Here is a 25,810-nt window from a genome sequence, read left to right on the forward strand (position 1 = left end):
ACAGGCTGTGTAACCATATCCTTGTAGAACTTATAATCTGTTCCTAGAAGTATTTCATACGTCAAAATAATCGTTTGATTAAAATTTGCTTTTTAACGAATAGTAAAATACTTAAATTTTGAAATCCCTGCCAAATTGACAAGGATTAGCGTTCCCTATTATCTGAAACCTTTTACAAACGATCCAATTCCCTTCACAATAGGCGAGACTTGATGGTACGTGTTAGCCATTTGCCCTACTGTATTTAACATTTTATCAATATCAACCTGCCCATTACTGTCCTGAAAATAGCTTATTAGTCCTTTAGTAGGTGGCTGGTTCAATGGTTGCTTTGGTGCATTTGGTACCGGTTGATAGTTAGTATTCCAGTGTTGGGCTTGCTGTACTGGCTGTTCAATGGGCTGTAAAGGTTTTGCAAAGTAGTGATATGGTGATACAGATATTGGTGCGTCATTTCCCTGTATCATTCCTATATTTTGATTTTGCGGTGGTTGCTCAGGGTAAGGAAATGATTGCATGTAGTTATAGTTTTGTTGAGGGAAATATGGCGCTCTAAAGTTAGTCATGTGAACACCTCTTTCGGAACTTTCATATTTACTTTAGTTTATGCAATAGGAAAAAGAATTGTTAATAGACTAAAAACTTATCTGCAGAGGACTATCTTGAGCAGGTTAACCATTTGGAGTATGTGTAACAGAATTACCTTAAAAAAGTCAAGCAGGTTTCGTTACCTACTTGACCATTACCTATTAAATGAACTTGTATATAAAAATGTCTTATTAGCTTCAAGTCCGAGTTCCCGCTTTAGTTTATTCTTTTGCAATCCTAATACAATTTCATTGCCAATAAATGTTGCAGGTGTACCGTAAATGTTGTTTTTTTGTAATTCCTTCATATAATCCCTATCTTTAGATGTATTTATTTCTTGATAGGTAACACCCCAATCGTCTAATAAAGAGAGTACCTGTTCACATTGTTTACAATTACTACTCACATAAACGACCACATCATGATTAGTCATGTTGCCCCTCCTATAACTATTATGAACCTGTCCATCGCTCATTCCTTATTTAAATACCCTTTTTTTGCATAGATAAACCATTTTTTGAAATGCTTATCCATACTCCTATCAAGCTATCTTCGCCTTAAAAAGAGGTCGGTTCTGCGTTATGCCGAGAAATGGAATGAGTGAAACTCCTCTCCAATATTGGAAAGGAGCTTTAATAAGCTAGTAATTCACCTAGTATTGTCGTTCCACTTACCAAATCAAAGCTTTTGTTTTTAGCTCTTGGAACAGATAAAAGATAAACGAGAGTGGCAGCAACATCTTCTCTTGGTATCGTTCCGAATTCTTTGATATGCTGTTCCATTTGCACTTTACCCGTGCCTACTTCATTGGTTAATCCACCCGGCCTGACAATCGTGTAGTTCAATCCTGAGCTTTTTAAGTACTCGTCAGCACGATGTTTTGCAAATAGGTAATGTTTCATTTCAGGAACCTCTTCGGGTTGATCAGCTTTGATTGAACTTAACATCATAAAACGTTGGATATCGAACTGTTTTGCATAATTTATCGATTTTATTGCGCCTTCTTGATCAATAATTATTGTTTTGTCAGCTCCAGTGTTTGGACCGGACCCCGCCGCAAATATTACACCATCGACACCGTAAAAGGCATTGGAAAAGTCTTTTTCTAAATCACCTAAGACCGTTTTTACACCTAACTGTTCAAAGTAAGGAACTTGCTCTGTGTCTCTAACCATGGCAACAGGTTGGTGATTCGATTCCTGTAATTTCTTAATTATGTGCTTACCAACCTTGCCATTAGCACCTATTACTAATACATTCATGACCTGCCTCCTTTTCAATCTAATCATGGTATTCCCAGCGGAAACAGTTCCTAAACGTAATAAACTTACCGTTAAAAATTTATGCAAGGAAAGAGGCAACACTACACACGACTATACTGAGATTTCACTTATATAAAGCAAAAAACGAAACGCCTATCCAATAATGGACAAGCGTTTCGTTTGTCGAAAACCTAGGTTCAGATTCTCTTAGATAAACTAGCGTTCCGACACTAGCATACCGATTATTTATAGAGCAGAGACATCCCAATCTCAATTTCTATGTTAATTGCCTTTATGAATTTATTCAGTGACAAAAGTCACAAGATTCACTGTTTTTTGTTAGTGATTATTTATTTGAATTTTAATTGTTCCGCATGCATTCCAATTTTTTTCAACAACTGTATTGCCTGTTGCTTCTCTTCAGTTGTAAGGCCATCGGTTATCGACTCAATTTGTTTCCAGTGTTCCGGGAAAATTTCATTTAACAGATCTTTTCCTTCGCTAGTAATAGATGCATAGGTTATTCTACGATCCTGTTCACATGGTTTTCTTAAGACAAATCCTTTTTGCTCTAGTTTGTCTACTACATAGGTAATACTTCCACTTGCCAACAAGATTTTATCGCCAATTTTCTGTAAGGGTTGATCCCCTTGGTGATACAGTAGTTCTAGCACCCCGAATTCAGTGGGATTTAACCCTTTTTTCCGAATATCAACCGTAACTTGATCTGCAACTGAACGGTAAGCTTTTGATAATACTACAAATAGCTTTAACGAGGGATCCTGTTTTTTCCGATTATACAAATCTTCTTTATCCATTACACTCACCCTCTCTTATTATCTCGAATTACACGTATTATATTAAAGTAGTAAAATTCTTGTCAACTACCCTTCCACTTGACCCTTGGATGTCTAGGAACCTTATGGCATAATTAGAATAGAAACTAATAGAAAGCGGTGCTCTGTTTGTTAGAAGATACAGGGGAACGAGTTATACCAGAATACATGAAACCAATGAACAAATTATTATTAGAACACATTGCTAGATATCAATTCGTTTTAAATTTTGTCAAAGGTAGAGTTCTTGATTTATCGTGCGGTTCTGGATTTGGAACACATTTAATTGCAAAGGATAAGCAGTCTAATGTAGATGAAGTAATTGGTGTAGATATTGATCCGAAAATTATTAAATATGCCAAAAGCACTTACTATCACCCAAAATCCTTTTTCCAGGTTGAAGATGCCATTGACGAAAAACTTGTTAATAAGCTTGGACTATTCGATACGATTGTCAGCTTTGAAACCCTAGAGCATATTGAACAGGAAGAGAAAATATTAAGTAATTATTATTCTTTATTAAAAAAAGGAGGAACTGTAGTCATCTCAACCCCTTTTGGGAAAGGAAGAGGTATACCATGTGGATCACCTTTTCATGTTCATCAATTAACACCTGAAGAGTTTTATTCCTTATTTGATCGATATTCTCAACAAGAGTTTTATTGTCAGAAAGGTGTGTTAATTGAACCCTTCCAGAAAGACCGTAACTATCCTCTAGGAATTGCAGTATGCACAAAGTAAACCATTCGCTTTCTCAGGGATGGTGTTTTAGTTTATTGATAGCCTGTTTATGGCTTTTTTACAAATAGGTACAACAAAAAGATGATAGTACATATGGATAGGTTGTACTAATAATAAACACGTTTTTAAGTGAAAAGAGAGGTGAAATACAATGGCTATTTTTTTAGGATTAGCCATAGCAATACTAGGTTCAGTAGTTGCATTGCAATTAAGCAATGGAAAGCCGAAAAGAAAAAAGTATATCATTTGGGGCATCACCACTATGGTAGCAATAGCCCCATTCCTATCCTTCTCAATTGGATTAACTTATGCAATTATTGTTGAAAACGCATGGGCTGGACTGATTATGTGGTACTTGTTTCCAATCCTTTTCATAGTAGGACTTATTATATTGTTAACAGGTGTTTTTAAGAAGAAAACTATAGATGAAGGGTTTACTCAAAGTAGAGGGGGCCTTTGAAATTTAACACAAATAATAGTTCGTTATAAACTGAACTTTTCTGGAAATTAAAAGCACCCATAAAGGGTGCTTTTAGTTCCATTTCACACTTACTTTACAGGGTAAAAGTAAGTAACACTAGTTACTATTTTGAGTATCTTTATCGAGTAAGATTATTATTGAACGACTAAAGTAGATTTCATATCTGAATGACCGGTACCACAAGGCACAGTGCAATAAATTTCATATTCACCAGATGCTTCAGGGGTAAATGTTGCTGATCCATCGCCTTTAATATTTACTTCAAATTCATCAATTCCGATACCATGTGTTCCTTGTTCACTTGCAAAATCAATTGTTACAGGTTCTCCTGCTAATACGGTGTATTCCTCTTGATCAAATTCAAAGTCCGTTGCGGTTATTGTAAGAGCTTGTCCTTCCTGCTCATTAGAATCCCCTTCTGCTTGTTGATCGGTATCATCCGAGGCTCCTCCACATGCTACAAGAATTGCTATCATTCCTAACATTATTATAATCAATAAACTTTTTTTCATAGATTGAGTTACCCTCCTTCAAAAACTGTGTACAATAACTATTTCTCCTCAATAAAGTTATTAAACCTAATTTTTTGTGAAACTTTAGTGAAAAAAAATAAAAGAAGACCAAGGGTTATGTTTAGTCTTCTTTTACTTTTCTCAATTGTTTTTTTAGTTGATTCTTATTAATTTTTCCTACATGCGTTTTGGGTAATTGATCAACGATATAAAACCGTTTTGGTATCTTGTAACTTGCCATTTTTTTCTTGCAATATTCCTTTAATTCTTCCTCGGTAACTGAAACGTTATGATGGGGAGCGACAAATGCAATAACCATTTCACCCCATTTTTCATCTGAAACTCCAATCACAGCTATTTCTTCAACTGAATCGTGGGATTCCATCCAATTTTCTATTTCTAAAGGATAAACATTTTCTCCACCAGTAATAATCATGTCTTTTTTTCTGCCGACAATATAGACATAACCTTCGTCATCCATTCTAGCTAAGTCTCCTGTATGCAACCATCCCTTTACAATTGCACGGCTTGTAGCATCCTTTTTATTCCAGTAATAGTCAAACAAATGATTTCCGCGTAATAATAGCTCACCTACTTCATCATCACTAGTCTTATTTCCATTGGAATTTACTATTTTGACTTCATTAAATAGCATTGGCTTTCCGACAGAACCCGGTTTTCTTTTAGCATCCTTAGGATCAATATAGAAATTATTTGGACCGGCCTCTGTTAAACCATATCCTTCTTTAAAAGCAAATCCTCTAAGACTAAATATTTCATAAATCCCCAGTGGACAAGGAGCACCACCAGATAAAAAGACTTTCATATTTGGAAAGTTAGCTTTTTCAAAGTCAGCTGATTTAATTAACATATGGTACATCGTTGGGACAAACAACACAATTGTACACTTATAATCGATTAGGTGTTTTACCGCCTGTTCTGGCCGAAAACTTGGCGATAGCACAACGGTTCCACCTGCCATTAAGATTGGAATCGATAGTGCATTTAATCCACCAGTATGGAACATTGGCAAGCATGTTAAGGTTGTGTCTTGATCTGTTAGATTCCAACTAACTATCGTATTAATACCATTCCATACAATAGATCGATGTGACAGGACTGCACCTTTAGGTTTTCCTGTGGTCCCACCGGTGTAGATCATGGCCAATGGGTCGTTTTCCGATAAATCCAGTTTCGTTTTTGTATTTCTTGGTCTGTTGTTTAGTCTCGAAATATAATTATTTGAGTCAATTTCTAACAACTGAAAATCCAACTTCCACTGGTCGGTTTGTTTGATAAAAGATGACTGTATTCCTACAATTGTTGGTGTGCAATCTTCTAACATATAACCTAGCTCACTAGTAGATAGTCGCCAATTTAATGGGACAAATATCGCTCCTATCTTTATACAAGCAAATAAAAAGTCAAAATAACATACATGGTTGGTTGCTAATAACGCAATCCGGTAACCTTTTTGAACCCCTATTGATAAAAAATACTCAGCTAAATAAGCTGAACGATCATTTAATTGACTATATGTCCATGCATTGTTTGACACTGTGTCAATCACTGCACATTTATTTGGAAGTAAAACGGATCTACTTTTAATCCAATCCAGCTCAAAGCCCACACCAATCTCTCCTCTTTAACTTGTTAAGGAAAGTATAGTAAACAAGAGTTACAACCTAGTTACTGAACCTACCTTTCTAGAAATAATGCAGCACCCATACCCCCGCCAACACATAGCGATGCGATCCCCTTACGTTTATCTTGTAAAATTAACTCATGTAATAACGACACTGTAATTCTTGCACCTGTGCAACCGACTGGATGCCCTAAACTGATTCCACTGCCATTTACATTTGTTATTTCACGATTTAATCCAAGCTCCTTCTCCACGGCTAAGTACTGCGCAGCAAAAGCTTCATTGATTTCAATTAATTCGGCGTCTTGCAATTGCCAATTAACACTAGATAGCCCTTGTTTTATCGTAGGAACTGGCCCACGTCCCATAATCCTTGGATCCACACCAGCAACTGAGTAACCTTTTATCTTAGCCATCGGTTCTAGTCCTCTTCGCTCAGCTTCCGATGCTGTCATTAATAATAGCGCAGCCGCTCCGTCATTAATGCTAGAAGAATTACCTGCAGTAACCGATCCATCTTGTTTAAAAGCTGGCTTGAGTTTCGTAAGCTGATCTAATGTCAGTCCTGCTCTTGGGCTTTCGTCTTTAGTTACCTCTATGTTTTCTTTCCGCTTTTTCACAGTAATCGGTACTATTTGTGAGTCGAATTTTCCTGATTCCATTGCGTGAACTGCCCTAGAGTGACTGAGTAAAGCTAAATCATCTTGTTCTTTTCTTGATATATCATGCATTTCTGCTAAATTTTCTGCTGTTTCTCCCATCATAATGTGATCGATTGGATCTTCAAGAATCTCCCATACACTATCTCTTATTTGTCCGTGTTGAATGCGTTGACCAAATCGATGTTGATTTAATATATATGGGCTGGAGCTCATGTTTTCTACACCACCAGCAATAACTACATCAGAAAGACCAGCCTGAATTTGTAAGGCTCCTGATATAATTGCTTGCATACCAGATGCACATTGACGTTGAACAGTATATCCGGTGGTTGTTTGATCAAGACCTGCTAATAATGCTGCCGTTCTTGCTGTATTTGGCTGATCAGTTCGCTGAATACAATGCCCCAGGATTACCTCATCGACATCACTATTACTCAGTTTACTTTCTGAAAGAATTGACTTGATAACCGGCACAATTAAGTCTGTTGGTAATAAGTCCTTAAAAGCACCTCCAAAACTACCAATCGGGGTTCGTTTTGCGGCTACTATAACTACATCTCTCATCATTCTTTCCTCCTTACATCATTATTCCTCCATCAACATGAAGAACATGACCATTTACATAGTCGGATTCGTTCGAAGACAAGAATAGATATGCATTTGCAATATCCTCAGGCTTGCCTAATCGTCCCATTGGAATTTGGCTTTTCATTTGGTCGATTACCTTATCTGGGACATCCGTGACCATTGCTGTTTCAGTAAATCCCGGCGCTACAGCATTTACATTAATTCCTTTTCTACCTAGCTCCTTGGCCCATGTTTTCGTCATACCAATAATTCCAGCTTTTGCTGCTGCATAATTTGTTTGTCCTACATTGCCATAGGTTCCAGATACTGAGGAAGTATTAATAATCTTTCCCTTGCCCTGTTCAACCATTTGAGGCAATACTGCTTGTGTACAGTGAAACACTCCTGTTAAGTTAACATTGATTACTTGTTGAAATTGTTCCACAGTCATTTTGGATAGCATTGCATCTCTAGTAATACCTGCATTATTAATAAGAATGTCAACTTTGCCATGTTGATCAATAACTTTATCAACCATTTGGTCAACACTATCTCTGTTGGAAACATCTACCTGGATAAACATGACTTCATATCCAGATTGGCTTAATTCCTCTTGTCTTTTTCTACCAACAGCTTCATCAAAATCAGCAATAATGACTTTAGCTCCTTCTATGGCAAAAGTTTTTGCAGCCTGGAGACCGATTCCATTCGCTGCACCTGTAATAATTGCAACTTTACCTTCTAGTCTTGTCATGTGGATTGCTCCTCTCTCTCTAAAAATTGCTCCATGTGTCCTAATAGCTGATCTAAATTATCTATTAATGGTGAATGACCACAGTTTTTCATCTCAACATACTCAGCTCTACCTTGATAGTCTTCAAGGAGTTCCTTCGTCATTCTATCTGTAACGACTAGGTCCTGGTCACCTCTTATAACCAAGACAGGAATAGTAATGATGCTTACTTCATTTTTCCCCTTGGTTAACCCATTGTCATAGCCACTAATATTAAATAGATTTAACGCCTGGTAAGTTTCAGCTAAGTTTCGTTGTGTTAACATATCATCTAAGTACTTTTCATACCGCTCTGTATCTGGTTTGTTATTGGTGTAGATACCATAATCCCAGATCATTTTTAATACATTATGATCGCGATTATCGTAAGCTGTTTGAACGACTTTTGTTTTTCCTATGTCTTGTTTCACCTGCTCGAGTGTTTTTAGCCTCATTGTCGTATCCGGCAAGCCTTTTTCGTCTGTACCGAAGAACGGGTATCCTCTGGTAGAAGCTGACGCGATTAAGAGTAAGCGATTACAATAACCCGGATAATCGATACAAAATTGCTGACATACTGCCCCACCTAAAGACCAACCTACTAGAGCAAAATCAGACAAACCTAAATGATCTATGAATTCCTTAAGATCCTTCGAAAAATCTTGTATTGTTTCAATTGGTTTATGATAGGAAGATGTTCCAAAACCGCGCAAATCGATTGCATAAAGCTTATATTTGTTATCCATACTTTCTAGTACAAGATCCCAATGAACCGAAGAAGTCATATTCCCATGCACTAGAATTACTACTTTTTCTCCACCGCTTCTTTCCCTATAACCTAATGTTTCACCGTTTTGGATTGTGGCTTGCTTTAAATCTAAACTGGACATACTTTCACCCTTTCTATTACCCCCAACGAATTACGTTAGCTCCCCAGGCATAGCCAATTCCTGCGCTTACTAAAACAACAATATCACCCTTTTTCAACATCCCTTGTTGATCTGCAAGTTGTAAAGAAATTATTTGATCGATTTGACCAATATGTCCGTAATTTTCTAGATAAATAGATTTTTCAGATGATACACCTAATTCATCCAATACATAATGATGGGCAGAACGTTTCATATGGAGCATGGCAACATAATCAATATCTTCTTGACTATACCCACTTTTGGTCAAAGCCTTTCGAATGCATTCTAAGAAATTCTTAATTGATTTCTCTTCTAAGCGTTCCTTCATGCCCTTTGGATCCAATACATCCAACTGATATTTTCCTGCTTGCAGGTTATCCACAGTGATTGGATTTTTGGTACCCCCTGCAGTTACTACTACATCTTCGGAAAATGATCCATCGGTAATTAGATGACTTCCTAGCACTACGTTTCTATTAATATCTCGTTCTAGTATTATTGCACCGCCACCAGCACCGAGATTATACATAAACCTTGTTCTAGGGTTCTGATAGTTAATAAAATCAACGTTACGGTAGCCACCCGCTAACAATACCGTTTTAATGGTTTCATCCGCGATCATCATGTCCTTTGCCATCTTGATCGCCATGATTGTTGTGCCGCACCGAAGTGCCACATCAAATGCCCATGCATTAATTGCTCCTACCTCTTGCTGAAGCTTAATTGCTGCTGTCCATAACGGATATTCTTTGTGTTCCTCGCCAATATAGATAACCAAATCTATATCAGTTGGATTAATACCTGCTCTATCAATTGCTTCCTTCGCTGCTTCGACACCCATTGCACAAGTATGATCGTCAGGACCAGGTAATGGTTTTTCTTTGATCCCCATTTTTTGCTCAATAACTTCTATCGGAAGCCCTGATTGCTCCGCTAATTCTTTAGAAGTCATTTTTTGATTTGGGATGTAAATACCAGTACTTCTTATGCCGACATTCATAAGCTCTTCCCCCATTTACTAGCTCTGTATGTTATTAACTGTTTGTTTCATATAATTCATTGCTTCCTCAAACGAATCAAAGGAAAGTTCGCTTTCTTCTTGAACATGTGTCAACTTGATTCGGTAATCCTTCTTTTCCGGTTTATCAGATTCAATAATGTGACATCTAACTATGAATGAAGTAATTAACTGGCTCAAATCACATCCTCCTTTAACCCGCCATTTTATCTTCTGATTTAATTTCCTTATTGTCCTGTCGTTTTTTCCTCTTTTTCCTATACAACTCCTGTATTGTTCCTGCAATTCCTTTCGGGAAAAAGATAACTGCTAATATATATACCGCACCAAATAGTATGATCCATCGTTCAAATATCCAATGTACATCAGATAAATCAGATAACCAATGATGCGCAAACTCTATTAGAGCGGCTCCAATAATCGGCCCAACTAATGTACCAACTCCACCGATAATGGTCATTAATAACGCGTCTAGGGTTACTTCAGTAGCAAACACACTCGTGTCGACAAATCGTAGTGATAGCATATATAAGACACCTGCAATACTAGCCACAACACCTGACACAACACTGACAATCACTTTATAATGTAATACCTTATAGCCTAACGATTCTGTACGCCCTTCATTTTCTCGAATCGCCATTAGTACTCTTCCAAGTGGAGAGTTAGTAAATCGTCTCAATCCAAAGAAAAAAAGAACCATTACTATTAAACAAACAAGGTACAGATTTGTCCGATCCTTGAAAAATTCCGGAACTGAAATGGTAAAACCATCAGCTCCACCTGTTACACTTCTCCATTTTTCAGCAGCAACTAAAAATAGACCTGCTAGAGCTAATGTCAGCATTGCATAGAAGTGACTTTTTAATCGCAAAGTAAGAATACCAACAACAAAACTTACAATTGCTGCTAATAAGACAGCTATTAAAACTCCAACAATTAAATAAAACATCGTCGGTTCATTTAGATCAAATACAATCGCTATTGAGTAAGCACCAATACCAAAGAACATCGCGTGTCCAAATGAAACGATACCTGTGTATCCCAACAGTAGATCATAACTCATTGCAAATATACCAAAGATGAATATTTGCATAACTAGAAACATGATACTTCTTCCTGACATCATAAAGGGAAGAATAAATAACAAGGAAGCTATAACTAAATAAATCCACGTACTTTTTTCGAAGTTTAAGCGTAACTGTTGCATTTATTTCACCCCTACCCTAAATAGTCCCTGTGGTCTGAAAATAAGGACTACTGTCATTAATAGCATGTTTACGGCTAGTGAAAGTGCTGGGACATAATAAGCCATGTATGCTTGCGCAAGCCCAACTAATATTGCGGCGAGCAACGATCCAGAAAAACTTCCCATTCCACCAATAACTACAACAATGAATGCTAAAATACCAAATTCTAAACCCATCTCTGCATAGATTACACCCGAGTATGGAGCCATCAACATGCCACCCAGTGCTGCCATTGCTGCACCAACCATAAACACCAGCATGAATACTAAGCGAATATTAACTCCTAGGGTTTGCACCATTTCCTTATTCATAACTCCCGCTCTAACAATTAGACCAATTCTAGTTCGTTTTAGGATCAAGGAAGTTACTCCAAAAACTATAAAACCTACCAATATAATAAATAATCGATACTTTATTAAAATAACGTCACCAACCATAAAGCTACCCTGTAAATACTCTGGAGCAGTTGCCGCTTTTTGGTCTGGACCAAATACTACTTTTATTAGCTCTGATAATACAAGCATCAAACCTAAAGTAATTAATATTTGCTGTACATGATTCCCGTAAACTGGTCGGATAATTAAATATTCAATTATTGCACCAAGTATTAGCCCTGTAATAATTGCCCCGACTATTCCTAACCAAAAACTACCAGTTAAGTCATAAACCCAAACCCCACTGAATGCACCCCATACAAATAAACCACCATGGGCAAAGTTTAGTACATCCATTAATCCAAAAATAAGTGTGAGTCCAGCAGCTAAAAGAAAAATAAGCATTCCAGTTGCTAATCCGTTTACTGTTAAACTAAAAAAAAGATCCATAACCACACCTCCTAAGCAATTCCAAGGTATTTTTTCATTAAGTTTTTATCCTGTTTAAGATCACTCATCATTCCATTGTGAACCGTTTTTCCGTCATCAATAATATGAAAGCTATCACCTATTTTGCTAGCCATCATAAAGTTTTGCTCTACAAGTACAATTGTTGTTTTTTCCTTCATGTATAAAATAGATTCCATTACTTTTTCGACGATAATTGGAGCTAGCCCCTTGCTTGGCTCATCAATTAAGAGTAATTCATTGTCGTTTACATAAGCACGGGCAATTGCCAACATTTGTTTTTGACCCCCACTTAATTGACCTCCAGGCTTTTTCCAAAACTTTTTTAGATCCGGAAACAATTCCAATACCCACTCTAGATGTTCCGTTGTAGTCTCATCTTCCTTCTGCATCGCAACACGAATATTTTCTCCCACTGTTAAGTCACCAAATATCCCCTGATCTTCAGGGACATACCCAATGCCATTTCTTGCAATCATATGTGGTTTCCATTTATTAATCACTTGACCCTTATAACTAACTGTTCCTTCTGTTGGTGGATTAAGTCCCATAATCGATCGTAGAGTAGTAGTTTTTCCAGCACCATTTCTTCCTAACAGAACAGTAACTTCACCTTTAGGCACTTCAAATGAAATGTCATGTAAGATGTGAAATTGGTTAATATGCGTCTGTACGTTATTTAATTCAAGCAAGGTGCTCATCATATGATCCTCCTAAATAGGCAGATTGAACCTTCTCGTTATCCATAATTTCAGCAGGAGTACCTCTAGCAAGCAACTCACCATGAAATAAGACCATAACCTCATCAGATAAATCGAGAATCATATCCATTTTGTGCTCTATTAATACGATGGTTCTATCTCCTTGCTCTTTAATTTTCTTAATTACTTCTAATATTGCGGGTACTTCCTCGATTGACATTCCTGCAGTTGGTTCATCAAGTAATAATACTTCTGTCTCTAAGGCTAAAAGCATAGCAATTTCTAGTTTTCTTTTTTCTCCATGTGCAAGATTGCTAGCTATTACTGTTGCTTTATTGTTTAGTAACACTGTTTCTAGTAGAGATAAAGCTTTCTCTTCAAATTGCTTGTAGTGCTTATAATGAGCAAAGATTTGATAGCGTACCTTTGCCTGGGATTGGACTGCAAGCCTGACATTCTCTAAAACAGTTAAATTTGGGAAAACGTTAGTTATCTGGAAGGATCTCCCAATTCCAAGTCGTGCTCTATCAGTGGGTGAAAATGAAGTTATGTCTTGGCCTTTAAAAAATATTTTTCCTGCAGTCGGAGAAAGTTGACCACTTAGTAGATTGAATAACGTTGTTTTACCAGCCCCATTTGGGCCTATTACTGAAGTAAACTGCTTCTCCAAAATAGATATGGATATCTGATTGACAGCTATATGTCCACCGAAAGCTATCGATAAACCTTTTGATTCAAGTATTGTTTCCAACGGAATCACCCCATAACTTAGAAATCTTCTTTTTGTAAAATCATACCCTCACCTAAAAGGTGGTAAGGGTATTTAAAACATAATCCAACCACCAATGGGAGAGATCCCATTGGTGGAAGTTCTACTTTATTGATTCATGATTGGAGGCTCTGTTTCTTCCGGCTCTAATACTCTGTTTAGAACTGGTACGGGATAGTCAAATCCTTCTTTTTCTTCCAATGTAATCGCATACAAAGATTGTAATGCCTGATGATCCTCAGGACGGAAAGTCATCGTTCCTTTCGGAGTTTCAAAACTCATCCCTTCCATCGTATCGATTAACAAGTCTGCATTCGTGTCGCCCTCTGTTTGGGTTAACGCTTCGACTATTGAGATTGCTGCGCTCATTCCACCTGGCGTAAATAGATCTGGTACCGCACCATCAAAACGTTTTTTATGCTCTTCTACTAGCCAGTCATTGACTTCATTATCAGGTAGGTCATGATAATAAACAGTGAATCCTTCCATACCCACTAATGGTTGCATTGTTGCTAACGCTGCAATGTCTGGTGCCCCAGTAGATATTTTAATTCCCCTATCCTGTAATTTCATATCAGCAATTTGGTTCCAAGGAGTATTTGCTCCAGCCCAAATAACAAATAGATAATCGGGTTCAGAGTTAATTATCTTTTGAATATTAGCCGTAAAGTCAGTTGCAGCTGGATCTGCATATTCTTCATGAACAATTTCTGCACCTAAATCCTCTGCAGCCTTTACAAATGCGGAAACTCCATCACGCCCGAATGCATAATCTGGTGCAAGAGTAGCTATTTTAACTCCTTCATCAGCGATAGCTGCTGCGCCTGCAACAGCATCTTGAGAAGAATTTCTTCCAGTACGGAAGATGTACTCGTTAAACTCAGATCCTGTAATACTATCAGCTACGGCAGGTTCAACAACCATAATTTTTTTATATTCCTCAGCTAGTGGTGTTACAGCAAGCGTATCTCCAGAACTTGATGATCCCACTAAGAAATCAACACCATCATCCTCAATCAACTTTAGTGCTTTTTGCCTTGCAACCTTTGGGTCTGTCTCAGTATCTTCAAAAATTACTTCTATCTTCTTTCCAGCAACTTCGCCTGTTCCACCTGTTGCATAATCAATCCCAAGTTCAAAACCATTTTTCGTCTGTACACCATAAGCCTCAAGTGCACCTGTTAAGGAAGCTAAAACACCAATTTTCACTGTTTCCATTGGTTCCTCTTCCTCTGCGGTAGTGTCAGTTTCTTCTGCTTCTGTATCCGTCTCTGTTTCCGTTTCGGTTTCTGTTTCAGCATCTGTTTCAGAAGCTTCTTCATCATTTCCACAAGCAACCATAAACACTACAAGTAAAAGACTCATAAATAGTACACTTAAATATTGCTTCCACGCCATCTTATTTTCCCCCTTGATTTTGTAAGATTACCTACTGAGGTCATCATAATTAAACAAAGTTACAACGGAGTTACAAAAAAAGACTTCCTTCATATCGGAAGTCATATTTAGAATACATATAGAGATAATACTACCAATCGTTCAATCAAATAGATTCATTTCAACTGCCTCTCTAATCATCCGGTACATTTCTTTGGTATGTTCCATTGGCTCAACGCCTAACTCAGCGATCAATATCTTTTTACATTTGTTAAACCATTTAATTGCTTGTGGTCTATTGTTTTTCTGGTAATAACAATACATAAGCAAACGATATGCCTCTTCCCAAGTGTTGTCTTCCATGAGTATTTTTTCGCACCAGTAAATACACAACTCAAAGTCATGTAATCGCACGGAAACCTGAGCTATTTTTTCAGCAGCACGTAAATAAATAACCTGTAAGCGCTCTCTTTCCGTTAAACACCAATCCTCAAACCTTCTATCTGGTAGATAATCCCCTTCATATAAATTCAACCCCCTATTTAACAGTTCCTTCGCCTGGTACGGATCATTTTCTGCCAAACCTTTAGACACCCACTCTTCAAATAAAAGCGTGTCCAATTGATAGACTGAATCATTATTTATCCCATAAAAACTTCCTTTACGTTTAATAAAGAATGAATCTTCTCTCGCTTTTCTATGGGGTTCAATTGTTTTGAGCAGTGAATTAAATGAAACTTTGAAGCTCCGATTAGCTGCATCATCATCTTGATCAGGCCAAATTTCTCGGTAGATGACTTCTCTTGCTATTAACTTATTTTTATTCGTAATGAAAAATTCAAACAATTCTTTCGCTTTGCCTCTTTGCCAGTCTGTCTCTTCAATGAAGATATTACCCAATTGAAGTCTTAATTTGCCAAGCGTTTGAATTTTCAATGTATAACCTGGATGATTTTCAATGCTACTCAAACCTAATTCGGAAATGATCTTAGAGATAAACAAGCTATGAATATTACTTTTTTGAGCTTGTAGCAACAATGGAACTAAGCTCTGAATATCATATGGACCAAATGTGGTTCGTTTTGTTAGAAAAAATTCATAACCACCTGTTTGTATCTCGGTTAAGAAATGTCGAATTTCTTCTTCAAATAGCTCTAAGTCTTCTGTCTTATATGAAATGTATGATTTCCAAAAGGACGTCAACATAATACCATACCTGTCTCCGCACTGTTCAAACTGTATTTTCACTTCTTCTAATACCTTATAAGCATTTTCATATCTTTCACAATAGATAGAGGATATTCCCATACATAATTGTATTAATGTAGATAGCCACAAATCCTTTACTTTTTCCGTTTCATACAACCCTTTTTGTCCAGCTTCAATTGCTCTATCGTATCTTCCTTGTTTTCCATAAAGGATACATAAACCCATGTAAGGCTCAGCCTTACCCCTAGATACATCAATTTTCTCCATTATATCTAAAGATGTCTGGTAACATTTCTCAGCTAGTACTACCTCATAACGGTCAATCAACTGTACAGCGTGCCCCATTCGCATCCAACCACATGCTTCAACAAAAGGCGACTGTATATCCATTCCAAGCTTCATTCCCTGCTCCGCGTATTTCTTACCATCCTCTGGATTTCCTAAAAAGGATTCAATAATAGCCAATAAAATGTCTGTCTCACGGTGCGATTGGGAAAGGTGGACCGTATCCTGATCTTTTCTGGAATTCTTTCGTTTCAAGAGAAGTTCTTTGGCATTAATTAGCCTACCAGTTCGTAGGTAAAGACGAGCTTTTAGATTACCGTCTTCTAATGGTAGATCAAGAGATTCAGCGCGTTCATACCACTTTTCGGCCTTTATTGCTTGACCGGAGTTGAGTAAATTTTCCGCCAATAATTGATACAACTTGGCCATCTCTTCTTTTCTTCCACTTGATTCCTCTCTCAGAGTGATCGCCCTTTGCAGTACTCGTTCCGCCTTGTCAGGTTGAATAGTATCTAAATATATTCTCGCAATTCCCTCTAAGGCTATACTTGTTAAATAGCGATCATCATTACTTTCACCTATCTTGATTGCCTTCTTATAACAGGATTCAGACCATTCATAGGAAGACCTAAATCGGTTAATTTCACCTTGATAAAACCAAAGAATAGGAAATTGGTCGTTCAGATCACTCGGAATCGGTTTTAAATACTCCAATAGGGTCTGAAGTTTCCCATTCTTTAGCATCACCCTACCATGATTACTTATCAGTTTTGCTATATGCCCATATTCGTTTATTTGCAGGTAATGATGAATAGCACTCTCTATATTTATACCTTCATATATGTTTGCTGCTCTTCTATTTAATTTTTGATACTCATCACCATGTTTCAATCTCAACTGATTTTGTAAGAACTCCTTAAACAGTGCATGATATCTGTAATTTCTTCCGTCTATTTCTTGAACAAAAACGCTTTGTTCGGATAGATTAGACAAAATAGACTCGGAACCATTTACTTCTAACACTGCATCACACATCTCAGGTGACAATTCGTCCAATATACTTGTCTGTAGCAAGAACTGTTGATTAATTAGCGATTGTTTTGATAATACTTCCAAGGCCAAAAAGTCGAATAAATCTTGTAATGTTTCTTTGCGATTATCCAGAATATAACTAGGAGATATGCTGTTTTGCAGATTATCAGCTAACATGCTAAATGCGATAGCCCAGCCTTCTGTTAATTGATTTATTTTATCTAGTTCAGTTTTTTCCAGGGAAATATTATATGTATCCTCTAGAAGATGCTCCATTTCATCTAAGCTTAACAACAAATCTTCTTGTGAGATTTCTAATAGCTCTCCCTTAACTTTTAGAGAGGTCAAAATACCCCAATTTAGTTTGTTGCGACTAGAAATAACCACGCGAAGATTAGCAGGTATATGCTCTAAAAAGTATTTCATCCATTTTTCAATTGTTCCGGATTTCTGAATGTGATGATAGTCATCCAAAATTAAAATGATTTTTTGTTCTAATCTAACAGCCTCATTCACTAGCATGGAAACTAGTAACCAAATTTGTTCATCACTAATATACTCATTTAAGAACTTGAGTTCAGCTAAGATCGATTCACCGTATTCTGGATGTTTACTTTTAATAGCATGAACTAGTTTTGTTAAAAAAGGTATAACGTCATCATCATTAGAAGAAATAGAATACCAACAAGTGGAAGACTCGATATCATGGACAAACAAAGTTAGAGCTGTACTTTTTCCGTAACCGGCCCCTGCATGTAGTAGAGTCAATGGATAGTGAGGAATAGAGGCTAATTTTTTATGTAGATTTGCACGTCTTAAAAAACTTTCTTTAACAGGTGGAGGCATTAACTGACTTTGAATGACTGAAATATTCCCCATTGTATCCCCTCATTAAAAAATTAATTTGATTTTTCTCTATTCTAACATATAAGTTGAGAAGCAAATTAGAACTTTTAATATAGTTAAAAATAGTCTAACATACAACTTCTAATTTCAAATGGTATAGTATTATTAAATATACTATTCGTCAGGAGGAGTATCATGCTTGCTATCGATCACATTGTTATCGCTTCGGTAGATGCAAAAAAAACTGCAGAGAGCTTCAGTCAATTAAATAACGTGAAGAACATACAAGGTGGATCCCATGTCAATTGGGGTACATACAATTATTTGAGTTACTTTGAGAATAATAGCTATCTAGAATGGTTATCTGTGTACGATGAATCAATAGCTAGACAGGCAGATAATCCACTTATCCAACACCTCACATACAAGCTAGCTCATGGGAAAGAGGGGCTTATACAGTTCGCATTACGAACTAAAGATATGGATGGGCTTATCAGGCATTTTGAAAAGAATGGCATCAATTATTCGGGGCCATTCGAAGGTAATAGAAAACGTCCTGATGGAACAACTCTTAGCTGGAGAATGCTATTCCCTGCTTTCGATTATAAATCTGAAGAACTTTTACCTTTTATCATTGAATGGGGTGGGCAAGGAAATGTCCCTTCTGATTCATCTTTGATAAATAATAAACAAATTAATACCGTGAAATTAATTGTTCCAAACCCAACAAAGATGATAAATCTTTTTCTAAAGGTATATCAGCTCAAAACTAATAGTAATGAATATCAGTTGGAAAATGGATTCCTTATTATACAGCAAGGAAACAAATTAGAAATAACTGTTGAAACCCGTACTGTTTAAAAGATGGTAGCCTTTTTCAGGGCTACCATGCTTTAGTCTGAGACTTCCACTTATAGAAACTTTTCAAAATACAAAAGTGAATCGCCCTTCTCCTTGACTTCTTTTGCCTGAACAAATAGATATCCATTCTTATCAAATAGCCTTTGAGCCGAACTGTTTTTTGAAAAGGTATCTGTTTTTAAATAAGGAATCTCTTTCTCTTTGGCAACTTTCTCCGCAAATAAAAACAATGCGCCAGAAATGTCTCCTCCTCTTGCTTCAGGATTAACCGCAAGGCGTTTAATGGTTAGTGCTTTTACAGGTGAACTCCACGAAATCGAGGGGTACTCACTGTGTTCGTTTTCACTAATTGTTATTACCCCTTTAATTTGACCGGATTCTTCATAGATGTATAGTTCTTTTCTATCAATATCTTCTTGATAATTAGTAGCGAGTGGATACGTCTCGTCCCATTGAAAGTTACCTTTTTGATTCATCACCTTCACTGAGTTTTTTACTATATCCATTATCTTAGTCAAATCTGCATCTTTAGCTAATCGTATCATTTGAATCCTCCAGTTTTTTTGTAAGTTTTGTTGCTTCGAAGTTGATATAAAAAGCGTCGTAACTTCTACTTGGGATTTGCCTTCTACCTTCTTTTTTTAATACTACTTTACACCGTTTCGGCAGAATACTTCGCTTTCCGTGGGCACGGCCTTAGCCTCCTCAGAATCAAAGAACGATTCTTCCGGGGTCTTCGGACGCGTGCTGTTCCCACAGGAGTCTACGTATTCTGCCTTCACTAGTAGTGGTGTTCTGATTATCGAAAAATAATACCCGTGAATCTATGTTTCATGGACATTTCTCCAATTGAAAAGGGGTATCCGCAGCTTAGAATAGCTTTCTGTTCAAGTGTGATGAACTCCAAAAAAGTTTACTTAATGCAATATAACTACTTTCACGAAGAAAAATGATTGGATTTTTGAGAAGTTTTTGCTTTTCTCTTACGTAGTATAATGTCTGTATTTGGTAACTTCATAAACCAAACAATAGCTATTTACTCTTATATGATGGGATTGAAGCGTAGGGCAGTCGACTCCTGCGGGAAAAGCGACGGCTGAAAATCCCGCAGGAAGTGGTATTCTTCCGAGGAAGTTGAAGCGTTGCCCGCGGAAAGCGACTGCCCGGAGCGCAAATCAACATATTAGTTACGACACAGTTTATAGATATTCTGTCTAAAACAGTAGTCTTTTAGAAAACAGCCTTTTGTTGATCATGAAGTAAAGCTACTTAGAAAAATAAAAACTCCCGTTCAGTGAACGAGAGTTTCGCTATTGTTAACCCAACTGTTGTTGTAAAAATTCTTCAATTTCTTCCGGTGTTTTTGTATAGGCACTGTGCTGATGGGCTAATTTTTCTCCATTTTGGAAAATTAAAATACTCGGAATTCCCATCACCTCATGCTCTTGTGCGAGCCCTTCTACCTCATCGCTATTCAATTGAAACCACTCGTACTGGCTATACTCCTCTAGGACATCGCCGATGAACATATCCATTCTTTTACAATCGGGGCACCAATCAGCGTAAAACTTCACAATAACTGGCTTCTCTGAATTAATCACTTCATTAAACTGCTCTTTTGATTTAATTTGTTCCATATCCGAACCCCTTTCTTTAGCAACAAAACTACCACTGTATTTTTCTCAAATCAAGTTTTGTGCCTACTGCTTATATTCAATTCGACCCAATAAGAATGCAACTAATAATCCAATTGAGAACGTAAAAACACTTAGTACCAGTCCTGATACATCTGAAGGCCAGCCTGGAAAAATAACGAAAACCGAACCAACAACTAACCCTATAACTAATGCATAGGTTCCAATTGTATAATTTTCCATAAAATAATGGATTATTTTACTCATTGTTATCAATCCAAGTACAATACCAACGAAAAGAACTACAAGAATGTCTAATTTCATTTCAGACACAGCATTTAGAATAGTAGTATAAGCACCAATTATTAACAATAGAAAAGAACCACTAATACCAGGTAAAATCATTGCACTGCTTGCTAGAAATCCTGAAAAGAACAACCAGATATACGTTGTCAATGTTACATCGGTAACTGGATCAGATTCTCCCGATCTAAAAAATAGCATGGATGCGACTAGTACAGCACCTATGATTAATACGATAAAATGTTGGGCTTTGAACGTAGTTCGAGCATCGGATTTAGTATAAAGATACGGTAACACCCCGATAATTAATCCTAAAAATGTGAATTGCGTTGGGCCAGGATAATGTTCAAATAACCATTCAATTAAATCTGCTAATAATAGGATGGCTATTACAACACCAACACCTAATGGAAACAAAAAACCGAAATGTTTTTTCCATTCCTTGCTAAAAAACCCATTTATTGATTCAATCAATTGATCATATATGCCAAGAACTACTGCGATCGTACCACCACTAACACCTGGAACAACATCACTTGCTCCCATAAGCATTCCACGATAAATATTCTTCCAATTCATTTAGTTTATCTCCTTTTAGTAGGTAATACAAAAACTCTTCATGTCAGTACTTTTCACCTCAGTAAGTATATCAAAAATCCCGAGTGAATTATATATGTATAATTCATAAGGAGACACCTTGATGACAGTTTTATACCAAGAAAGAAATGGAGTTTCAATTCATAAAAAATTGAGACTCCATTTATCTACTTACTATTCACTTTCGATGAATTCTAGTTCTGGGACCCACTGGGACATATGTGCTTTAATTTCTTGATAATGTTCTTCCGCATTTTGCAGATCTTTGTTTGTAAGTTGATACATAGGGGTTACTTGATAATATTGTTCTTTGCCACGCTCTACGAACGTAGGAATAAACTGAGGACTTTTCACCTTTATTGTTTCCTCTTCACCTTTGACAGTCTTTTCTACGGTAAAGTTAACGATACCACCAACACATCGATAAAAATCCACTTGACCTGATAAGAAATTCCCTAAAGAATAAGCAACAAACGTTTGGTTTCCATCCTTACCTTCCACCCATTCGACTGGTTGAAGAACGTGTGGATGGTGCCCAATTATAGCATGAACACCTTGATCGGCAGCAAATTGAACTAGGTCTTTCTGTTGTTGGCTAGGCATTCTTTCATACTCGTTACCAAAGTGGAGGCTGAGCACTACTACATCAGCCAAATCTTTAGCTTCTTCAATGTCACTGGCCATTTTTTCTTTGTCTATTAAGTTCACTAAATAGTCTTTCCCTTCTGGAACTGGAATTCCATTCGTTCCATAAGTATAGCTGAGAAAAGAAACATCAATATCCTCTTCGGTATGGTAAACACGGATTAATTGACTATCTTCCTGGTTTTTATATGACCCTGTGTACATCATGTCAATTTCTTCCCAGTGCTTAATTGCACTTTGAACAGCTTCCTCTCCGCGGTCCAATGTATGGTTGTTTGCTAGGGTCACAACGTCGATACCAATATCACGTAAACCATCACCAACTTCATGAGGGCTGTTGAACAAAGGATAGGATGAGAGACCGAGTTCAACTCCTCCAATCATTGTCTCTTGATTAGCTATAGAGATTGTTGATTTTGTTAGAAACGGTTTTACAGGCGCTAACATTGAGCTGAAATCATATCCATCACTTGTTAGTGCTTCTTCATATACTCGGTCATGAATTAACATATCTCCAATAGCAGATATCGTAATTTCACTCGTTATTGTCTCAGGCTCTTTTGGTTCTTCGGGTTCCTCTAATTTCGGAACTTCAATTGTATCCTCTGGTTTTTTCTCTTGTTCTGTCACTTCACTGTTTTCATTGGAATTTTTACTTTCTTCATTCTCTACTCCACATGCTGTTATATAAATGCTAATTAAAAGAATAGAAAGGATTAATCCGAACTGTTTTTGCATTCATTACGACTCCCTTTTTTCAATATAATAGTTGCTCTCTTTTTTCGCTTCTATATTTATATATTACAACAAATGACAATACTTTTGAAATATCATCATTTTACAGGAGTCTCAATAAAATATTCTTCTTAATTTTAAGTTAAAAATGAAATGTGTTAATTTTTATTTTTTTATACTATTTCAGGGTGATGGTGAATAAACTGAAAAGATAGACACTAGTAAACCGTAACTAATTACCTACCTAAGCGTTAATTTTTCTCATTCTTCGCTAGAATAAACTGCATCATCTTGATGTATAACAAAGGGGCTGAGCATAATTGAAAGATTTCATTCAAGGGGCATCTTTTGAACACCAATTTTGGTTACAAGTCTTAGGTGACCATTCAAGATTTATTCGAGATTCTCTATATCCAAAGGAAACAAAGGATATAGAAAAGGCGAGGGATTTTGTTAAAAGTTTTGATGATTTACTTGAACAATCTAAATCAATAACTGAATCAAATGCAATTTCTTTTACTAAACAGGCAGAGTCTGCTACTGATTATATTAAACAATTTAAACTCTCTATTATTGAAAGACAATTAAAAGGGAAAATCGGCATCCATTTAGGTCCTACTTTTCTAAATCATATGGTTAATGAGTTGGAGGAGTATCAGCTAGTGTTGAATTTCTTGAAGCAAGGTGAACTACCTCCTATTTTTCATGAACTTCACCATCACTTAGTTTGGCTCATAGATGCTTCAGGGCATGCTGGTGCTATTAACGACCAAATGGATGGGGTAGAAAAACGATTAAAGAAAAAAAGTAAGGAATTCACTAAGCATTTTAACAATTTTTACTTAAAAGCAGTTGAACTAACAGGTTATTTGCGCGCCAATGTTGATACATTTCCAGCTTTAAGTAGGTTTAATTCAGATGTTGAGATAGAACTAAATCTGTTTCGAATTTTCCTTCATGAGCTAGAGGAAATGGAACTTTCGGAAACTGTACTAGGAACTTTCTCTGGACTAATGGCTGATCATATGGCTAGAGAAGAATGCTATTACCTTATGAAACTTGCAGAGTCAACCCATACCAATCCACCAGATTGCAATCCTACGAAACCAAGAACTAAAGATCCACATTAAAATTTTGCCCAAGAAGGTTTTATAACAGTGAGTCTGCTAAGAAATTAGTCGGCTCATTTCATTTTTCTAGTGATATCACTCACTCTACAGACTAATTTATCTTATAATGAAATTGAGGTGAAGTTATGAATATAAAACAAGCGATATCCTATGCAGCACGAAAACACGACGGGCAAAAGCGTAAAGTTGATGATGTACCGTACATTTCCCACCCATTTCAGGTAGGGATGTTACTGTTACAGCATGGCCACAAAGAAGAAGTGGTTATCGCTGGTCTTTTACATGACGTAGTTGAAGATACTGATGGGACACTGGATGAAATTGAAGCAATGTTTGGTAAGGAAGTAGCAAGTTTAGTTAGTTATGCTTCAGAGCCTGATAAATCCCTAAGTTGGGAAGAGCGAAAAAAACATACGATTGAGACAATAAAAACAGCCTCTGTCGGCGCTAAACTTGTAGTGTGCGCAGATAAGATCGATAACCTTTCCTCCCTTTTACAGAATGAAAAAGAACTAGGTGAAAGTATGTGGGATTCATTTAAAAGAGATAAATCGGCCCAACAATGGTACTATTCCAATATCTACCGAAGCCTAACTTTTGGCCTTAAGGAAAATGAACACCCTAAATTATTTGATGACTTTAAAAAAATGCTAGATATATTTGTCTAGGCCCATTAACCAAAGTTTCTTTCGATTGAAAGGGCATATCAAAGTGAAGGAGGGTAAATGTGGAATATAATCTAGAGCAAACCTTTCTTTTTAAAGATGATGGGGAAATACCGAACTCTAAGCTGCCACTGCTCGTCTACCCTAGTATAATGGAGGATAATTTTTCAAATTTTAGTGAGCTTTTTCGAACTAATAATTGGAAAAACAGTTGGACGGGTGGTGTTTTTAGTTACCACCATTTTCACAGTAACTCACATGAGGTGCTAGGAGTAATCAGTGGACAAGCCAAAATAATGTTCGGCGGAAACCACGGTTTATCTTTAAACATATATGCAGGTGATGCTGTTGTCATTCCTGCAGGCGTTGGCCATAAACATATTGAACAAAAATTAGCGCCGCATTCCCCTTCAAAATCTGCGATTTAGCGGGGGTTAGGCGCTAAGGTTTTACTTTCCCTGTTCTTCAATATACTTTTTAATCACATCTATCGTTGCTCCACCTGTAGTTAATATCATATAATTTCTACTCAAAAAATAAGGTTTCCAATAATACTTATAGAGTTCCTCTGGGAACTCTTTTCTTATGTATCTTGATGTAACTGTTTTATAGCTATTAATCGTGTTCGCGAGGTTTATTTGTGGAGGAGCATCAAAAAGAATATGAATATGATCTTCCTCGCCATTTATTTCAATTAAATCACAGTCCCACCTGTCAAACAGAGAAAGTGTTATCTCTTTCAAGCGGTCCATAATGTTATCTGATATGAAATTTGTGTCTATATTTTGTTACGACAACTAAGTGGTAAGTAAGTTTATAATATGCATGTCTATTCTTTTGATAATTGATCATTAGTGCACCACCTATTCATTTACAACTGATTCACTCTTATGGTATAGTTTATCATAGGAACATATGTTTGTTAAGGGGGTTT

General features: G+C 36.7%; 28 protein-coding genes. 6 read left to right on the plus strand and 22 right to left on the minus strand.

Annotated features, from left to right (window positions below; genetic code table 11):
* Positions 1–158: 158 nt before the first annotated feature.
* The 4 genes from GH741_RS13260 to GH741_RS13275 form a co-directional block, all read right to left on the minus strand.
* Positions 159–566, minus strand: a complete 408-nt coding sequence (locus GH741_RS13260) for a YppG family protein (RefSeq protein ID WP_153737270.1) — start codon at positions 564–566, stop codon at positions 159–161.
* A gap of 176 nt (positions 567–742) precedes the next feature.
* Positions 743–1,021, minus strand: a complete 279-nt coding sequence (locus GH741_RS13265; protein WP_153737271.1) for a glutaredoxin family protein — start codon at positions 1,019–1,021, stop codon at positions 743–745.
* A gap of 199 nt (positions 1,022–1,220) precedes the next feature.
* Complete coding sequence (locus GH741_RS13270; protein WP_153737272.1) at positions 1,221–1,850, minus strand: SDR family oxidoreductase; 630 nt, start codon at positions 1,848–1,850, stop codon at positions 1,221–1,223.
* Between the two features lie 350 nt (positions 1,851–2,200).
* The gene (locus GH741_RS13275; protein WP_153737273.1) at positions 2,201–2,668 is read right to left on the minus strand and encodes a MarR family winged helix-turn-helix transcriptional regulator; all 468 of its coding nucleotides are present in this window, start codon (positions 2,666–2,668) and stop codon (positions 2,201–2,203) included.
* 138 nt (positions 2,669–2,806) lie between these two features.
* On the opposite strand from GH741_RS13275, the gene GH741_RS13280 reads away from it, so the two are divergent.
* Positions 2,807–3,427 carry a class I SAM-dependent methyltransferase gene (locus tag GH741_RS13280; RefSeq protein WP_420809403.1) on the plus strand — a complete coding sequence of 207 codons (621 nt, stop codon included), beginning with the start codon at positions 2,807–2,809 and terminating at the stop codon, positions 3,425–3,427.
* A 151-nt stretch (positions 3,428–3,578) separates the two neighbouring features.
* Positions 3,579–3,887, plus strand: a complete 309-nt coding sequence (locus tag GH741_RS13285) for a hypothetical protein (protein WP_153737275.1) — start codon at positions 3,579–3,581, stop codon at positions 3,885–3,887.
* A 155-nt stretch (positions 3,888–4,042) separates the two neighbouring features.
* Here the strand turns inward: GH741_RS13285 and GH741_RS13290 are convergent, their stop codons facing one another.
* The 13 genes from GH741_RS13290 to GH741_RS13350 all read right to left on the minus strand — a co-directional run bounded on the left by GH741_RS13290 (position 4,043) and on the right by GH741_RS13350 (position 18,339).
* Entirely contained in the window at positions 4,043–4,420 is a 378-nt protein-coding gene (locus tag GH741_RS13290; protein WP_153737276.1) for a cupredoxin domain-containing protein, read from the minus strand.
* 121 nt (positions 4,421–4,541) lie between these two features.
* A complete protein-coding gene (locus tag GH741_RS13295; protein WP_338079430.1) occupies positions 4,542–6,050 on the minus strand; it encodes an acyl-CoA synthetase in 1,509 nt (502 codons plus the stop codon).
* Positions 6,051–6,118: 68 nt separating this feature from the next.
* Positions 6,119–7,291 carry a thiolase family protein gene (locus tag GH741_RS13300; RefSeq protein ID WP_153737277.1) on the minus strand — a complete coding sequence of 391 codons (1,173 nt, stop codon included), beginning with the start codon at positions 7,289–7,291 and terminating at the stop codon, positions 6,119–6,121.
* Between the two features lie 13 nt (positions 7,292–7,304).
* Positions 7,305–8,048, minus strand: coding sequence for a 3-oxoacyl-ACP reductase FabG (fabG, locus tag GH741_RS13305; protein WP_153737278.1), 744 nt, complete (start codon positions 8,046–8,048; stop codon positions 7,305–7,307).
* Positions 8,045–8,956 (minus strand): intracellular short-chain-length polyhydroxyalkanoate depolymerase, encoded by a 912-nt coding sequence (gene phaZ / locus GH741_RS13310; RefSeq protein ID WP_153737279.1) that lies wholly within the window; start codon positions 8,954–8,956, stop codon positions 8,045–8,047. The genes fabG and phaZ overlap by 4 nt, the downstream gene beginning before the upstream one ends.
* Positions 8,957–8,972: 16 nt before the next feature.
* A complete protein-coding gene (locus GH741_RS13315) occupies positions 8,973–9,977 on the minus strand; it encodes a 3-oxoacyl-ACP synthase (protein ID WP_153737280.1) in 1,005 nt (334 codons plus the stop codon).
* Positions 9,978–9,995: 18 nt separating this feature from the next.
* A complete protein-coding gene (locus tag GH741_RS13320; protein ID WP_153737281.1) occupies positions 9,996–10,175 on the minus strand; it encodes a hypothetical protein in 180 nt (59 codons plus the stop codon).
* A gap of 13 nt (positions 10,176–10,188) precedes the next feature.
* Entirely contained in the window at positions 10,189–11,205 is a 1,017-nt protein-coding gene (locus GH741_RS13325) for a branched-chain amino acid ABC transporter permease (protein WP_153737282.1), read from the minus strand.
* Positions 11,206–12,069, minus strand: a complete 864-nt coding sequence (locus tag GH741_RS13330) for a branched-chain amino acid ABC transporter permease (RefSeq protein ID WP_153737283.1) — start codon at positions 12,067–12,069, stop codon at positions 11,206–11,208.
* A gap of 11 nt (positions 12,070–12,080) precedes the next feature.
* Positions 12,081–12,788, minus strand: a complete 708-nt coding sequence (locus GH741_RS13335; protein WP_153737284.1) for an ABC transporter ATP-binding protein — start codon at positions 12,786–12,788, stop codon at positions 12,081–12,083.
* The gene (locus GH741_RS13340; protein ID WP_153737285.1) at positions 12,772–13,539 is read right to left on the minus strand and encodes an ABC transporter ATP-binding protein; all 768 of its coding nucleotides are present in this window, start codon (positions 13,537–13,539) and stop codon (positions 12,772–12,774) included. Before GH741_RS13340 ends, GH741_RS13335 begins: the two co-directional genes overlap by 17 nt.
* Positions 13,540–13,665: 126 nt before the next feature.
* Entirely contained in the window at positions 13,666–14,955 is a 1,290-nt protein-coding gene (locus GH741_RS13345) for a substrate-binding domain-containing protein (protein WP_240795500.1), read from the minus strand.
* 141 nt (positions 14,956–15,096) lie between these two features.
* Positions 15,097–18,339, minus strand: coding sequence for a winged helix-turn-helix domain-containing protein (locus tag GH741_RS13350; RefSeq protein WP_153737286.1), 3,243 nt, complete (start codon positions 18,337–18,339; stop codon positions 15,097–15,099).
* A 162-nt stretch (positions 18,340–18,501) separates the two neighbouring features.
* Here GH741_RS13350 and GH741_RS13355 point away from each other — a divergent pair, with 162 nt between their 5' ends.
* Positions 18,502–19,167 carry a VOC family protein gene (locus tag GH741_RS13355; RefSeq protein ID WP_153737287.1) on the plus strand — a complete coding sequence of 222 codons (666 nt, stop codon included), beginning with the start codon at positions 18,502–18,504 and terminating at the stop codon, positions 19,165–19,167.
* A gap of 50 nt (positions 19,168–19,217) precedes the next feature.
* Here the strand turns inward: GH741_RS13355 and GH741_RS13360 are convergent, their stop codons facing one another.
* The 4 genes from GH741_RS13360 to GH741_RS13375 form a co-directional block, all read right to left on the minus strand.
* Positions 19,218–19,712: a GNAT family N-acetyltransferase gene (locus GH741_RS13360; RefSeq protein WP_153737288.1), complete on the minus strand. Its 495-nt coding sequence runs from the start codon at positions 19,710–19,712 to the stop codon at positions 19,218–19,220.
* A 771-nt stretch (positions 19,713–20,483) separates the two neighbouring features.
* Positions 20,484–20,804, minus strand: coding sequence for a thioredoxin family protein (locus tag GH741_RS13365; protein ID WP_153737289.1), 321 nt, complete (start codon positions 20,802–20,804; stop codon positions 20,484–20,486).
* Positions 20,805–20,867: 63 nt separating this feature from the next.
* Positions 20,868–21,683: a DUF368 domain-containing protein gene (locus tag GH741_RS13370; protein WP_153737290.1), complete on the minus strand. Its 816-nt coding sequence runs from the start codon at positions 21,681–21,683 to the stop codon at positions 20,868–20,870.
* A 192-nt stretch (positions 21,684–21,875) separates the two neighbouring features.
* Complete coding sequence (locus tag GH741_RS13375) at positions 21,876–23,084, minus strand: CapA family protein (RefSeq protein WP_153737291.1); 1,209 nt, start codon at positions 23,082–23,084, stop codon at positions 21,876–21,878.
* Positions 23,085–23,401: 317 nt separating this feature from the next.
* Here GH741_RS13375 and GH741_RS13380 point away from each other — a divergent pair, with 317 nt between their 5' ends.
* The 3 genes from GH741_RS13380 (at position 23,402) to GH741_RS13390 (ending at position 25,304) form a co-directional block, all read left to right on the plus strand.
* Entirely contained in the window at positions 23,402–24,211 is an 810-nt protein-coding gene (locus GH741_RS13380) for a DUF2935 domain-containing protein (protein ID WP_153737292.1), read from the plus strand.
* Between the two features lie 125 nt (positions 24,212–24,336).
* A complete protein-coding gene (locus tag GH741_RS13385) occupies positions 24,337–24,879 on the plus strand; it encodes an HD domain-containing protein (RefSeq protein WP_153737293.1) in 543 nt (180 codons plus the stop codon).
* 59 nt (positions 24,880–24,938) lie between these two features.
* Complete coding sequence (locus tag GH741_RS13390; protein ID WP_153737294.1) at positions 24,939–25,304, plus strand: cupin domain-containing protein; 366 nt, start codon at positions 24,939–24,941, stop codon at positions 25,302–25,304.
* 21 nt (positions 25,305–25,325) lie between these two features.
* Here GH741_RS13390 and tnpA read toward each other — a convergent pair whose 3' ends face one another.
* The gene (tnpA, locus tag GH741_RS13395) at positions 25,326–25,628 is read right to left on the minus strand and encodes an IS200/IS605 family transposase (protein WP_240795501.1); all 303 of its coding nucleotides are present in this window, start codon (positions 25,626–25,628) and stop codon (positions 25,326–25,328) included.
* Positions 25,629–25,810 lie beyond the last annotated feature (182 nt).

This window comes from Aquibacillus halophilus (assembly GCF_009649745.1).
Classification (GTDB): domain Bacteria; phylum Bacillota; class Bacilli; order Bacillales; family Amphibacillaceae; genus Aquibacillus; species Aquibacillus halophilus.

Coding starts and splice junctions, on each gene's coding strand:
- GH741_RS13260 (WP_153737270.1), bottom strand. CDS start 566: ATGACTAACTTTAGAGCGCCATATTTCCCTCAACAAAACTATAACTAC.
- GH741_RS13265 (WP_153737271.1), bottom strand. CDS start 1,021: ATGACTAATCATGATGTGGTCGTTTATGTGAGTAGTAATTGTAAACAA.
- GH741_RS13270 (WP_153737272.1), bottom strand. CDS start 1,850: ATGAATGTATTAGTAATAGGTGCTAATGGCAAGGTTGGTAAGCACATA.
- GH741_RS13275 (WP_153737273.1), bottom strand. CDS start 2,668: ATGGATAAAGAAGATTTGTATAATCGGAAAAAACAGGATCCCTCGTTA.
- GH741_RS13285 (WP_153737275.1), top strand. CDS start 3,579: ATGGCTATTTTTTTAGGATTAGCCATAGCAATACTAGGTTCAGTAGTT.
- GH741_RS13290 (WP_153737276.1), bottom strand. CDS start 4,420: ATGAAAAAAAGTTTATTGATTATAATAATGTTAGGAATGATAGCAATT.
- GH741_RS13300 (WP_153737277.1), bottom strand. CDS start 7,291: ATGAGAGATGTAGTTATAGTAGCCGCAAAACGAACCCCGATTGGTAGT.
- fabG (WP_153737278.1), bottom strand. CDS start 8,048: ATGACAAGACTAGAAGGTAAAGTTGCAATTATTACAGGTGCAGCGAAT.
- phaZ (WP_153737279.1), bottom strand. CDS start 8,956: ATGTCCAGTTTAGATTTAAAGCAAGCCACAATCCAAAACGGTGAAACA.
- GH741_RS13315 (WP_153737280.1), bottom strand. CDS start 9,977: ATGAATGTCGGCATAAGAAGTACTGGTATTTACATCCCAAATCAAAAA.
- GH741_RS13325 (WP_153737282.1), bottom strand. CDS start 11,205: ATGCAACAGTTACGCTTAAACTTCGAAAAAAGTACGTGGATTTATTTA.
- GH741_RS13330 (WP_153737283.1), bottom strand. CDS start 12,069: ATGGATCTTTTTTTTAGTTTAACAGTAAACGGATTAGCAACTGGAATG.
- GH741_RS13335 (WP_153737284.1), bottom strand. CDS start 12,788: ATGAGCACCTTGCTTGAATTAAATAACGTACAGACGCATATTAACCAA.
- GH741_RS13345 (WP_240795500.1), bottom strand. CDS start 14,955: ATGGCGTGGAAGCAATATTTAAGTGTACTATTTATGAGTCTTTTACTT.
- GH741_RS13350 (WP_153737286.1), bottom strand. CDS start 18,339: ATGGGGAATATTTCAGTCATTCAAAGTCAGTTAATGCCTCCACCTGTT.
- GH741_RS13355 (WP_153737287.1), top strand. CDS start 18,502: ATGCTTGCTATCGATCACATTGTTATCGCTTCGGTAGATGCAAAAAAA.
- GH741_RS13360 (WP_153737288.1), bottom strand. CDS start 19,712: ATGATACGATTAGCTAAAGATGCAGATTTGACTAAGATAATGGATATA.
- GH741_RS13365 (WP_153737289.1), bottom strand. CDS start 20,804: ATGGAACAAATTAAATCAAAAGAGCAGTTTAATGAAGTGATTAATTCA.
- GH741_RS13370 (WP_153737290.1), bottom strand. CDS start 21,683: ATGAATTGGAAGAATATTTATCGTGGAATGCTTATGGGAGCAAGTGAT.
- GH741_RS13375 (WP_153737291.1), bottom strand. CDS start 23,084: ATGCAAAAACAGTTCGGATTAATCCTTTCTATTCTTTTAATTAGCATT.
- GH741_RS13385 (WP_153737293.1), top strand. CDS start 24,337: ATGAATATAAAACAAGCGATATCCTATGCAGCACGAAAACACGACGGG.
- tnpA (WP_240795501.1), bottom strand. CDS start 25,628: ATGGACCGCTTGAAAGAGATAACACTTTCTCTGTTTGACAGGTGGGAC.